Source organism: Streptomyces mashuensis (assembly GCF_014654785.1).
In the GTDB taxonomy this organism is placed as follows: Bacteria; Actinomycetota; Actinomycetes; order Streptomycetales; family Streptomycetaceae; genus Streptomyces; species Streptomyces mashuensis.
In genome coordinates, this window is record NZ_BNBD01000001.1 from 524,249 (window position 1) to 536,183 (window position 11,935).

The 11,935-nt window shown below is 73.8% G+C and carries 9 protein-coding genes and 1 tRNA gene; 4 read left to right on the forward strand and 6 right to left on the reverse strand.

Annotation, left to right across the window (positions count from 1 at the left end; genetic code table 11):
• Nucleotides 1–27: 27 nt before the first annotated feature.
• Nucleotides 28–1,893, reverse strand: a complete 1,866-nt coding sequence (locus tag IE305_RS02060; RefSeq protein ID WP_190127600.1) for a hydroxysqualene dehydroxylase — start codon at nucleotides 1,891–1,893, stop codon at nucleotides 28–30.
• 199 nt (nucleotides 1,894–2,092) lie between these two features.
• Here IE305_RS02060 and IE305_RS02065 point away from each other — a divergent pair, with 199 nt between their 5' ends.
• Complete coding sequence (locus tag IE305_RS02065; protein WP_190127601.1) at nucleotides 2,093–2,398, forward strand: 4a-hydroxytetrahydrobiopterin dehydratase; 306 nt, start codon at nucleotides 2,093–2,095, stop codon at nucleotides 2,396–2,398.
• A gap of 75 nt (nucleotides 2,399–2,473) precedes the next feature.
• On the opposite strand, the gene IE305_RS02070 is transcribed toward IE305_RS02065, so the two are convergent.
• The 3 genes from IE305_RS02070 to IE305_RS02080 all read right to left on the reverse strand — a co-directional run bounded on the left by IE305_RS02070 (nucleotide 2,474) and on the right by IE305_RS02080 (nucleotide 6,320).
• Entirely contained in the window at nucleotides 2,474–3,316 is an 843-nt protein-coding gene (locus tag IE305_RS02070) for an aldo/keto reductase (RefSeq protein ID WP_308440222.1), read from the reverse strand.
• A gap of 148 nt (nucleotides 3,317–3,464) precedes the next feature.
• Complete coding sequence (locus IE305_RS02075) at nucleotides 3,465–5,288, reverse strand: AMP-dependent synthetase/ligase (protein ID WP_190127602.1); 1,824 nt, start codon at nucleotides 5,286–5,288, stop codon at nucleotides 3,465–3,467.
• 99 nt (nucleotides 5,289–5,387) lie between these two features.
• On the reverse strand, nucleotides 5,388–6,320 hold the full coding sequence (locus tag IE305_RS02080; RefSeq protein WP_190127603.1) for a quinone oxidoreductase family protein: 933 nt from the start codon (nucleotides 6,318–6,320) through the stop codon (nucleotides 5,388–5,390).
• A gap of 114 nt (nucleotides 6,321–6,434) precedes the next feature.
• Between IE305_RS02080 and IE305_RS02085 the strand changes: the two genes are divergently transcribed.
• Together IE305_RS02085 and IE305_RS02090 are read left to right on the forward strand one after the other, a co-directional pair.
• A complete protein-coding gene (locus tag IE305_RS02085) occupies nucleotides 6,435–6,938 on the forward strand; it encodes a MarR family winged helix-turn-helix transcriptional regulator (RefSeq protein WP_190127604.1) in 504 nt (167 codons plus the stop codon).
• A gap of 108 nt (nucleotides 6,939–7,046) precedes the next feature.
• Nucleotides 7,047–9,449 (forward strand): GTPase-associated protein 1-related protein, encoded by a 2,403-nt coding sequence (locus tag IE305_RS02090; RefSeq protein ID WP_190127605.1) that lies wholly within the window; start codon nucleotides 7,047–7,049, stop codon nucleotides 9,447–9,449.
• 16 nt (nucleotides 9,450–9,465) lie between these two features.
• Here IE305_RS02090 and fdhD read toward each other — a convergent pair whose 3' ends face one another.
• Entirely contained in the window at nucleotides 9,466–10,299 is an 834-nt protein-coding gene (gene fdhD, locus IE305_RS02095) for a formate dehydrogenase accessory sulfurtransferase FdhD (RefSeq protein ID WP_190127606.1), read from the reverse strand.
• A 174-nt stretch (nucleotides 10,300–10,473) separates the two neighbouring features.
• On the opposite strand from fdhD, the gene IE305_RS02100 reads away from it, so the two are divergent.
• Nucleotides 10,474–10,561: transfer RNA gene (locus IE305_RS02100), tRNA-Leu, on the forward strand.
• Between the two features lie 88 nt (nucleotides 10,562–10,649).
• Here the strand turns inward: IE305_RS02100 and IE305_RS02105 are convergent.
• Complete coding sequence (locus tag IE305_RS02105) at nucleotides 10,650–11,927, reverse strand: tyrosine-type recombinase/integrase (RefSeq protein WP_190127607.1); 1,278 nt, start codon at nucleotides 11,925–11,927, stop codon at nucleotides 10,650–10,652.
• Between the last annotated feature and the right edge of the window lie 8 nt (nucleotides 11,928–11,935).

The following is an 11,935-nucleotide window of genomic DNA, read 5'->3' on the forward strand; positions in this document are numbered from 1 at the left end:
CGCCCCTGGTCCGCGGGGGCGTACGGCTCAGCCCACGTCGAACGCGTTGCGCAGCCCCAGCCGGTACCGCCACGCGTCCTGCCGCTTGAGCGCCTCCAGCTCCGGCGCCCGGTACAGCGGCGTCACCGTGCACCGTTCGGCGCCCGAACCCGCCGCGTCCAGCAGCGCGTTGACCGCCTCCCGGGCCGTGGCGTTGGCGCCCTCCATGGTGGCCAGGTCGATGTCGCAGGCCACGTAGTCGCCGCACAGGAACAGGTTGGGGACCGCGGTGCGGGCGGTGGGCCGGTGGTACCAGGTGCCCACGGGGTGGATGAGCAGCTGCTCGTCGTTCTCCGGCCGCGGCCCGCCCGGGCTGACGGCCGGGTCGAGGAACCACGAGTGCAGCACGCTGTCGCGCAGCACCGTCCGGCCCGTGTCGTTCAGCCCGGACTTCAGCTGCACCCACACCTCGCGGGCGACCTCCTCCGGGGTGCACTGCTTGGCGGTCTTGCCGTAGAGGATGCCGGGCCGGTCCCACTCGGAGACGTCCACGGAGAGGCAGTCGGCCACCGAGCCGTCGCCGTAGTCGGCCCGGAAGTCGCGGCCGCGCCAGTACTGGGCCTGCGAGACGGAGGTCAGCGACCAGGGCGTGTCGATGTGGTTGACGTGGCCGTGGATGATGGGCGTGGGCTCGGTGAGGTAGAACTGGATGCCCGTCATCCAGTCGGTGCGCAGCCGGTCGCAGGCCGCCAGCTGCGGGTCAGCGGCGCGCAGCCCGGCGTTCCAGGTGGTGCGGGCGTGCTCGACGGGCATGGCGGAGACGAAGTGGTCGGCCGTGACGGACCGGCGGGCGCCGGAGGTGTCCTCGACGACCGCCTCGGCGACGCGGCCCCCGGCCAGGCGCAGGTCGCGGACCGCGCAGCCGAGGCGGAAGGTCACGCCGAGGGAGCGCAGGTGGGTCACCCACGGGCCGATCCACGCCTCGTTGGTGGGCGCGTTCAGGACCCGGTCGGGCTCGCCGTCGGCGCCGCGGCCCATCGCGTTGTAGAGGAACGCCTCGATGCAGGTGGCCACGGTGCGGGTGCTGGCCACCTCGGCCTTGGTGGCGATGATGTTGCGCGTGATGCCGATGGCCAGCAGCTGCCGGTAGTTCTCCGACCGCCCGGCCGCCCCCAGGTAGTCGAACCACGGCACGCGCTCCCAGCTGCCGTTCCGCCGCTGCTCGCAGCTGGTGAACCAGACCAGCAGGCGGCCTGCGAAGTGCGCGACCTCGTGGGCGGGCAGCCCCTGGAACGTCTCGGCCAGCGCCGTCACCGTACGGAGGAACGCCTCGGGGGTGAGCACGGGCGGCGGCTGCCCGATGCTGCGGAACGGCAGCCGGATGTCCTCGCGGCCGCCGGTGCGCGCCAGCATCACCTCGGTGGAGGCGACGAGGTTGTCGTGACAGCCGTTGCTGTTGCCGGGGAAGGGGATACGGCGGAGGGTGTCCGGCAGGTTGCGGTAGAAACCGGGGATGAAGCGGAAGCCGTGCTCCCCGGGTAACGGCCGGCGGCCGCCCCGGGCGCTGCCGGGCACGTCCATGCTGCGGGCCTTGCCGCCGAGCGCGGTCTTGCGCTCGTAGACCGTGACGTCGAAGCCGCGCTCGGCCAGTTCGTGGGCGGCCGTCAGGCCCGCCACGCCGCCGCCGAGGACGGCGACGGTGGGGGCGGCGGCGCGCCGGGCTGGGCTTCCGGCGGGACGGGGCGCGGCGTGCGCCGTGCCGGTTGCCGTGGTGACGGTGGCGGCTGTGGCGGCTGTGGTGACGACGGCCGCGAGGCCGCCGGCGAACCGTCTGCGTGTGGTGCCGTTGCTGCCGCCGGGTCCGTGATCCGTCGTGGGTGCCGTGCCGGTGCTGGTGTCCGTGGGTCGCGCCATGGTCCGCCCCCTCGCCGCCTGCCGCCCGTAACGTGCGCTGTCCGGCGCGGGAGCATAGGGGCGTCCCCCGTACCCCGGAAGGGCCCTGGCGCCGCGTGCGGCCCACGGGTCGCAGTTTGGCGCGAAAGCTCTGCCGTCCCGTGGGACCCTTGGCCCACCGTCAAGCGGAATCAAGCGGAACACGGCGAAGGGAAGGGCGATGGCAGTGGAGCCGCTCTCGCAGAAGGACGTGGAGGAACGCCTCCAGGAACTGCCCGGCTGGAGCACGGACGGCGACCGGATCACGCGGACGTACTCCTTCGACGGCCACCTCGCGGCGGTGGCCATGGTGGTGCACGTCGCGCGGATCCAGGAGGAGCTGAACCACCACTCCGACCTGACGCTGGGCTACAACACCGTCCGCCTGGCGGTGAACACCCACAGCGCCGGCGGCAAGGTGACCGACCTGGACCTGGAGCTGGCCCGGCGGGTCGAGGCGGTCGCACCGGCGCACGGCGCCGGCTGACCACGGCGGACGAAGAGGCCCGGGGCGGGCACGCCGATGCGGCGCGCCCGCCCCGGGGCGTTCGTTCCGGTGCCGTCAGCTGATGTCGAACTCGGCCGGGTCCGGGCCGAGACGGGTGCCGCTGTCCAGGCCGGCGATGGCGGCCATGTCCTCGGCGTCCAGCTCGAAGCCGAGCACGTCGACGTTCTCCCGGATGCGGGAGGGCGTCACCGACTTGGGGATGACGACGTTGCCGAGCTGGAGGTGCCAGCGCAGGGCGACCTGGGCGGGCGACTTGCCGTGCTTGGCGCCGATGCGGCCGAGCACCGGCTCGTCCAGCAGGCCGCGGCCCTGGCCCAGCGGCGACCAGGCCTCCGTGGTGATGCCGTGCTTGGCGTGGACGGCACGCAGCTCGGCCTGCGGGAAGTACGGGTGCAGCTCCACCTGGTTGACGGCGGGCACCAGCGACGTCTCGCCCAGCAGGCGCTCCAGCTGCGCCACGGGGAAGTTCGACACGCCGACGGCGCGGGCGCGGCCGCTCTCGGCGATCTCCTCGAAGGCGCGCCAGATGGCGAGGTAGTCGTCGCGCATCGGGCGCGGCCAGTGGATGAGGTAGAGGTCGATGTAGTCGAGGCCGAGGCGGCCCAGGGAGGCGTCGAACTCGCGGAGGACGTTGTCACGCGTCCACGTCTCGGAGGCGCTGTTCCACAGCTTCGTGGTGACGAACAGCTCCTCCCGGGCGATGCCCGAGGCAGCGAGCGCCTTGCCCGTACCCTCCTCGTTCTCGTAGATGGCGGCCGTGTCGATGCTGCGGTAGCCGGCCTCCAGGGCGGTGGAGACGGCGGCCGTGGCCTCGTCGTCGGGCACCTGCCACACGCCGAAGCCGAGCTGGGGCATCTCGACGCCGTTGTTGAGGGTGATGGTGGGGATCTCGCTCACGAGCAGTCGATCCTTACGTCTGTCGACAGTGCTTACCCCCGGCACAACCGACGGATTCCGGATCGCATTCCCGCCCCGCCGCACGAAATCGCCCACATGGGTCACAGGGCCGTCAGCCGGCTGTCGTCCCGCTGTCCTCCGGTTGTCGTCAGAGGCGGTAGAGCGCTTCCACTTCCGCCGCGTACGCCTTCTCCACCGCCTTCCTCCGGAGTTTGCGGGTGGGGGTGAGCAGTCCTTGCGCCTCGGTGAAGGGCCCGCCCAGGATGCGGAAGGCCCGGATGGAGCCGGCGGGCGGCGCGGCGGCGTTGGCGGCCACCACCGCCCCGCGTATCTCCGCCTCCAGCTCCGGGTCGCGCACCAGTTCGGGCGGCGCGGTGGCGGCCCGGCCGCGCACGGCCAGCCAGTGGGCCACGGCGATGGCGTCGAGCGTGACGAGCGCAGCCACGTACGGCCGCCCGTCGCCGACCACCAGGCACTGGCCCACCAGCGGATGGGCCCGCACCCGCTCCTCCAGCGGCAGCGGCAGCACCCGCTCGCCGCCGGAGGTCACCAGGACCTCCGCTGCGCGCCCGGTCACGGTCAGATAGCCGTCGTCGTCCAGCTCGCCGAGGTCGCCCGTGGCCAGCCAGCCGTCGCGCAGCACCGCCCCGGTCGCCCGCGGGTCGCCCAGGTACCCGGCGAACACCTGCCCGCCCCGCAGCCACACCTGCCCGTCGTCGGCGACGCGCACCGACGTCCCGGGCACCGGCCGGCCCACCGTGCCGAACCGCGGCGCCTCCGGCGGGTTCGCCACCGCGGCCCCGGTGGTCTCCGTCAGCCCGTACCCCTCCAGCACCGTGATCCCGGCACCGGCGAGGAACAGCCCCAGCCGCCGCTCCAGCGGCGACCCGCCGGACACCGCGTGCCGCACCCGCCCGCCCAGCGCCTCCCGGACCCGGGCGTAGACGAGCCGGTCGAACACCTGGTGCTGCACCCGCAGGGCCGTGCCGGGCCCCGGCCCCCGCCCGAGGGCCCGTTCCTCCAGGGCCTCGGCGTACCGCACCGCGGCCTCCACCCCCTTCTCGAACGGCCGCGCCCTCCCCTCCAGCTCCGCCGCCCGCCGCGCCGAGGCGAACAGCTCCTCGAAGAACCACGGCACCGCCAGCACGAACGTCGGCCGGAACTCCCGCAGCACCGGCAGCAGCGCCTCCGCCGCCGGCTGCGGCTGGTGCCCCAGCTTCACCCGCCCCCGCACCGCCGCCACCTGCACCATGCGCCCGAAGACATGGGCGAGGGGGAGGAAGAGCACGGTGGACGCCTCGTCCCCGGGCCGGGAGCGGAACACCGTCGCGTAGCGGCGGACGAGGTTGTCGCTCTCGGCCATGAAGTTGGCGTGCGTGAGCACACAGCCCCGCGGCCGGCCCGTGGTGCCCGAGGTGTAGATGACCGTGGCCGGCGCCTCGGGGGTGAGCGCCCGGCGGTGCCGCTCCACCACCTCGTCGCCCACGCCCGCCCCGGCCGCCGTCAGGTCCTCCAGCGCCCCGGCGTCCAGCTGCCACAGCCGGGTCAGCCCGGGCAGCCGGTCGATGACCGAGCCGACGGTCATCGCGTGGTCCTCGTGCTCCACCACGCACGCCGACACGTCCGCATCCCGCAGCACCCAGAAGACCTGCTCGGCCGTCGACGTGGGGTACAGCGGCACGGTCTGGGCACCGATGCACCAGAGCGCGAAGTCGAAGAGCGTCCACTCGTAGCGCGTGCGCGACATGATGGCCACCCGGTCGCCGAACCGCACCCCCTGCGCGAGCAGCCCCTTGGCCAGCGCCAGCACCTCGTCGCGGAACGCCGCCGCGGTCACCTCCCGCCAGCCGCCGCCGGTCCGCCGGCCCAGCGCCACCCGGCCGGGTTCCTCGGCGGCATGGTCGAACACCACGTCCGCCAGGCCCCCGGTCCGGGGCGCCCCCACCAGGGGTGGGACGGTGAACTCGCGCACCCTCTCGCTCCTCGCGACGCTCCGCACAGCGCCGTGACCGTACCCGATCCCACCGGGCCCCGAACCCCCTTCGCCCGCCGTTCTCCACCCGGCGCCGCGTCAGGCGGTGCGCAGCACCACCTTCCCCTCGTTGCGGCGGGACTCGACGAGTCCGTGGGCCTCCGCCGCGGCCTCCAGCGGCAGTTCCGCGTGCACCCGCGGCCGTATCCGCCCGGCCGCGAACAGCTCCCACAACTCCCGCCGCCACCGCTCCATCAGCTCCGGCCGCTCGCGCGCGATCAGGGCCATCTGGAAGCCGATGGCCGACTTGGCGCCCACCAGCAGGTCGTACGCCTGGATCGTGCCGCCGCCCGAGCTGTACGCCACCAGCCTGCCGCCCGGCGCCAGTGCGGCCACGGCCGGCCCGAGCAGCTCGCCGCCGACCGCGTCCAGCACGATGTCCACCGGCTCGCCCCACGACTCCTGGTCGTACGTCACCACCTCGTCGGCGCCCAGCGACCGCACGAAGTCCGCCTTGGCCGCCGACCCGACCGCCGCGACGACCCGGCCCGCGCCCCGCGCCTTGGCCAGCTGCACCGCCAGATGCCCGGCACCCCCCGCCGCGGCCGTGACCAGCACCGACTCGCCCTCGGCCGGGCGCGCCGCCTCGTACGCGCCCCACGCGACGAGCCCCGTCCGGACCAGCGCCACGGCCTCCACCGCGCTCGCCCCCGCCGGGATGAGGGAGGCCATGGCGGCGCCGAGCACCGCGTGGTCGGCGTAGGCGTCCCGGAAGCACAGGCCCGTGACCCGGTCGCCCACCGCGAACCCCGCCACCTCCGGGCCCACGGCGACGACCTCGCCGGCCACCTCGCCGCCGGGGCCCGCCGGCAGCGGCAGCCCGCCCTCGCGGACCTTCCGGACGACCGGCAGCGTCACCCCGACCGCCTCCGTCCGCACCAGCAGCTCACCCGGACCGGGCTCCGGCACGGGAGCCTCCTCCAGCCGCAGCACCTCGGGCCCGCCGGTCTCCTCATAACGCACGCGCCGCATGCGCAACCACCCCCGACTCACTCGATCCGCAATCCGTTGGCATCTCCAACGTTGGCGATACCCACGTTACACGACTTCGTTGGGAAGTCCAATGGATTCCGCTAGGCTTGCCGCATGGCAGCCGAACCCAAGGCCCGGACCGCCCCCGCCGCCCCCGAGGCCCCGCCCAGCCCCAGCCCCAGCCCCGAGCCCGCCCTCGCCCGCGTCCAGGCCCTCCCCAGCTGGCTCCTCAACCGCGCCTCCGCGCGCGGCCGCCGCCTGGTGACCGAGGCCCTCGCCCGCGACGGCATGCGCATGGCGCACCACGCCGTGCTCTCCGCCGTCGCCGACCTCGGGCCCGTCGCCCAGGCCGAGCTGGGCCGCACCACCGGCTTCGACCCCAAGGACATGGTCGGCCTCCTCAACGACCTCCAGGCCCAGGACCTGGTCAGCCGGGCCCCCGACCCCGCCGACCGGCGCAAGAACGCCATCACCATCACCCCCGCCGGCCGCCGCCGGCTGGCGAAGCTGGCCGAACTCGGCGACGAGGCGAACGAGGCCCTGCTGGCCCCCCTCACCCCCGCCGAGCGCACCCTCTTCGTCGCCCTCCTCACCCGCGTGGTCGAGGGCGACGACTGAACGACGGCCGAACTGCGTCAAATCCCCGGCACCGCCCTACCGAATCTGGTGGGATGTCACATCTGGACGGCCTGACGGAACAGGAACGGAACAGGAACGGGGTGTCGCGTGAAACTGCAGCAACTGCACTACACCTCCACCGCCGCCGCCCCCACCCCCAACGGCTCCGGCTTCCGCTTCACCGCGGCCAGCCCCGAACTGCCCATCACCCTGCTCGGCGAGGCCGAGCAGCTGATCGGCTACGAGCCGCCGCTCGACGCCCCCGCCTGCCCCTCGCCCGAGGAACTCGCCGACTTCCCCGTCGCGTTCAGCCACAACCGGCTCTCCGACGGCAGCCGGCTGCTCTGCCGCACCGTACGCACCGGCCCCGGCCGCGGCGGCCGGCACGGCAACTTCCACGCCCACGCCGTACGGCTCCCCGAGGGCGGCGGCCTCCCCGGCGGGCTGCTGCCCATCGAGGCGTGGGAGTCACCGACCTGGGCCGACCGCACCCCGCCCGGCGGCGTCCCCGAACCGCTCGTCGCGGTCGTGCCCGCCCGGCGCATCGGCAAGAACGGCCTGCTGGAGTTCGTCCGGTCCCGCGCCGAGCGCCTGGAGCCCTTCCTCACCGACGTCCGCACCCTCTTCCGCACCCCCGACGCGCAGCAGATCCTCGTCATCGAGCGGGACAGCACCCACATCGCGTACTGGATCGCCGTCGCCAGCGCCGTCCTCCCGCGCGACCTCGCCGACCGGCTCACCTTCACCACCTACACACGCCGGCCCATGCTCGCCCGCCAGCAGATCGTCGGCGCCTACCCCGACGCCGACTTCGACTTCGTCTCCGCCGCCGCCCAGCACCGCTACCGCGTCCACGACTGCACCGGCGGCCCCTCCAGCCCCGCCCGCGCCGAGCGCGACCTGTGGGCCGCCGTCGCCGCCCGCATCTGGCTCGCCGGACAACCCGCCCTCTTCGCCGAGGCCACCCGCCGCTCGGCCCCCGGCGAGCCCCACGACGACGGCGACCGGCTCGCCGCCCTCGCCGCCCGCGAAGGCATCCTCCTGGAGTCGAACGGCCGTACGGCAGCGGCCCGCTGGGTCCGCGACCACGGCGGGCGCGGCGACCGCGGCAGCCTCGACGCCGGCCGCCTCGACCAGCTGCTGACCACCATCGCCGCCGGCGGCAGCGACCGCACCCCCGAGGAATGGACGGTCCTCGCCTCGCTCACCGGCGCGTTCACCGGCGCCGTGCCCCGCTCCACCACCGCGCCCCTGCGCCGCGACCTCCACGCCGAGCTGCGCCGCGCCGCCGCCGACCCGGCCACCCCCCTCGTCCGCTTCCTCACCCTCCTCCGCCTCGCCGAGTCGCTCAAGGTCGACCACAGCCCCGTCCTGCCCGTCCTCACCGCCCGCGTCACCGCCGTCCTCCTCGACGAGCGCGCCCCCGACCGCAAGGTCGTCCGCACCGCACTCGACGCCCACGCCCGGCTGCGCGCCGCCGTCCTCGACGCCCTCGACCGGACCGCCGCCACCCAGGACCCGCGCCCCATCGCCCGGCTGCTCGCCGCCGAACTCCCCGGCGCCGACCTCCGCGGCCGCCCCCACCTGCGCATGGCCGCCGCCCTCGCCGACGGCCTCGGCCCCCTCACCGACGGCCTGCGGCCCGACGACACGCCCGTCACCCCGCCCGACCGCCCCGCCCTCCTGCGCACCCTCCTCAAGACGGCCGGCCCCGAGCACCAGGACACCCCCTCCGTCGTCCGCACCGCGTTCCGGCTCGCCTGGGGCGACACCCCCCTCACCACCGCCCAGGCCGATGCCCTCCTGCCCGGCCTGCCCGACGGCTGGTACCGCGCCGAGGGGCTCGCCGAGACGTTCGTCCGCACCGCCCTGGACAGCGCCCCCGACGACCCCCTGGCGCCCGGCCTCGCCAAGGACCTGCTGCGCGCCCTGCTCATGGGCGGCGCCGACCTCGCCACCCGCGACCGGGCCGCGCTGCTCCTCCTCGAACACGCCGGGGAGCTGGCCGCCGGCGCCTGCCCGCCCGGCACCACCGCGGAGATCGTCGGCCTGCGCCGCCAGGCCGCCCCGCTGGAAGCAGCCGTCGACGACCGGCTGAGCCGGGCCCTCGCCCGCCGGCTGCTGTCCATGGACCCGCCCCCCGCGCCCAGCGAACTGCCCGACCTCATCCACTCCGGCGACGAGCCGCTGCTCCGCGCCTACGCCCGCGAGGCCCGCGGCGAAACCGTCGGCGCCGGCCTGCGCTCCACCCCCACCTACGCCGCGGTCTGCTTCGTCGCCTGGCACACGGCCCCCGGCGTCAGCCCCCTCTGGGACGAGATCCGCGGCGACCTCCTGGCCTCCGTACTGCGGCCGGCCGTCCGCCGGATGGGCGCGGAGGAGATCGAGGAGATCCGCCACTGCCTGCGCCAGGTGGGCGGCGAGTGGGCGGAGGTCTTCCACGAGTGGGACCGCCTCGGGGTCCTCGGCCGCCTCGGCGGCCGCTGGCGGGCCCGCCCGGGCCGTACGTGACCCCCGGCGCGGGCCCTCACCCGAGAACGATCCGCTCCTCCCCGGCGTAGACGTTCATCGACGCGCCGCGCAGGAAGCCGACCAGTGTCATCCCCGTCTCCGCCGCCAGGTCCACGGCCAGCGACGAGGGCGCCGAGACGGCCGCCAGCACCGGGATGCCCGCCATCACCGCCTTCTGCACCAGCTCGAACGACGCCCGGCCGGACACCAGCAGCACGGTCCCCGCCAGCGGCAGCAGCCCCTGCTGCTGCGCCCGCCCCACGATCTTGTCGACGGCGTTGTGCCGCCCCACGTCCTCCCGTACGTCCAGCAGCTCGCCGTCCGGCGTGAAGAGCGCCGCGGCGTGCAGCCCGCCCGTCCGGTCGAAGACGCGCTGCGCCTCGCGCAGCCGGTGCGGCAGGGCGGCCAGCAGCTCCGGCTCCAGCCGCAGCGGCCGCGGCCCGTCGGACAGCGGCCAGCGGGCCGTCGTCCGGACGGCGTCCAGGCTGGCCTTGCCGCACAGGCCGCACGACGAGGTGGTGTAGACGTTCCGCTCCAGGCTGATGTCCGGCAGCGGCACACCGGGGGCCAGACGGACGTTCACCACGTTGTACGTGTTCGACCCGTCCGCCGTGGCACCCGCGCAGTACGCGATCCCGGCCACGTCCTCCACGCCGCCGATCACGCCCTCGCTGACGAGGAACCCGGCGGCCAGCGCGAAGTCGTCACCCGGCGTCCGCATCGTGATCGCGAGCGGCTTTCCGTCGAGCCGGATCTCCAGCGGCTCCTCGGCGACCAGCGTGTCGGGGCGGCTGCCGACGGCGCCCTCCCGGATCCGGATGACGCGGCGGCGTGCGGTGACCCGTCCCATGGCGTGTGTCCTGTCGTCTCACGTGATGTGACAGCACCGTCTCACGCGCCCCCCGCCCCACCGGACCCACCCCCGCAACCACCGCTCGAACACCCTGGTCAAAGCCACTCCGAAACCTTGGTAGAGTTATCCATGTCGCCGCGGGGAACACCCCGCAAGGCGGCGAGACACCTGGTCCGGGTGGCGGAATGGCAGACGCGCTAGCTTGAGGTGCTAGTGCCCTTTATCGGGCGTGGGGGTTCAAGTCCCCCCTCGGACACCAGCAGAGACCCCAGTTCACCTGGGGTTTTTCTGTTTCTCCGGCTGTGGCGTGACCAACCACGTGACCAACAGCCGAGCGAACTTCCTGGTCAGACCAGGGATGACAGGCCGAGTCGGTTGGCGCTGGAAGCGGCCAGCTTCTTCGCTCCCTCAGCGCGACGCCTGCCGTACCGCGCCATCGTGTAGCCCGGCGAGTGGTGCCGGGCGTTGGCCGAGACCTCTACGGGGTTCTCGTGGTTGTCGAGATCGTTCGTGATCTTCGATGCCCGCCAGTCGTGTAGCCGGAAGTTGTCCGGCAGGTGCAGACGGTTGCGTGCCGTGCGCCAGCGGGCCGACACCTTCTCGGGGTCCTGTGGTCCGCCTGCCTCGCCCCGGTACAGCTTGAAGCCGTCACGGGCGAACACAAGGTCGTGGTCCACCCAGAGATCCCCGAGCCGTTCCCGCTCCGCGTCCTGGCGTTCCTTCTGCCACTTCAGGACGTTCATCAGGGCTTGGTCTACGTAGATGATCGCGTTGTCGTCTCCGTCCTTGGTGAGCTTGCGCAGCCGGTAGGTGTTGCCTTCCTCGACCACGACCCAGGCCAGTTCGATGGCGCACTCATCCCAGTGGATGAGCGACCACTTCCACCCCAGTACTTCGCTACGGCGGCACGAGGTGGCCGCGTAGGCGGTCCACAGCGGGGCATCCCGGCGGCAGTGGTGAGTGAGTCCGCCGTCACAGGCCCGGTTGCCGCACGGCTCCCATATCTCTTTGAGGAAGTGCGCCGTCTCGTGGTCGTTGAGGGTCGGGAAGTCCGGCGTAGCCGCCTTGATCTGCCGCTCCGTGGGCGGGTTGGCAGTGTGCGCCGGGTTGACCGTGAGGAGCTTCCTCGGTCCGGTCACCGAGTCGAGCGCAGCCGAGATGATGTTGTGGATGTGGCGGACGCTCTTGGGGCCGAGCGGCTTGTTCTCGTTCGCCTCGATGGGCGTACTCTCCAAGAGCCGGTACAGCTCGTCCAGCCGGTCGTCCGTCACCTCCACTACCTTCTCCCTGCCTATGTGCGGCTTGATGTGCAGCCGGATCTTCGGCTCGTACCCCTCCTTCGTGGTGTCCTCGCCCCGGTGCTTCGCGAGCCATCCGTCCATGAGCTGGCCCATGGTCATGTCGGAGCGGGGCGTGAGGGTGCCTGCCTCTTGGTCGGTGTGCCACTTGCGCAGCGCCCGTTCCGCCTCGGTCTTGTTCTTGTACTCCCGGCCTATCCAGTAGCGCTCCTTCCTGCCCGTCGCCGGGTTGAAGTGCAGGGGCGTACGCACACCCCAGGTGTTCGGTCGGCCCGTGCGCGGGATCTCCACCGGAGTCCCGCCGAGCCCGTTGCCACGCTTTGCCACCTAGCTAG

What these genes read in the sequence shown, in the direction of transcription:
- IE305_RS02060 (WP_190127600.1), bottom strand. Translation starts at nt 1,893, where the DNA reads ATGGCGCGACCCACGGACACCAGCACCGGCACGGCACCCACGACGGAT.
- IE305_RS02065 (WP_190127601.1), top strand. Translation starts at nt 2,093, where the DNA reads ATGGCAGTGGAGCCGCTCTCGCAGAAGGACGTGGAGGAACGCCTCCAG.
- IE305_RS02080 (WP_190127603.1), bottom strand. Translation starts at nt 6,320, where the DNA reads ATGCGGCGCGTGCGTTATGAGGAGACCGGCGGGCCCGAGGTGCTGCGG.
- IE305_RS02085 (WP_190127604.1), top strand. Translation starts at nt 6,435, where the DNA reads ATGGCAGCCGAACCCAAGGCCCGGACCGCCCCCGCCGCCCCCGAGGCC.
- fdhD (WP_190127606.1), bottom strand. Translation starts at nt 10,299, where the DNA reads ATGGGACGGGTCACCGCACGCCGCCGCGTCATCCGGATCCGGGAGGGC.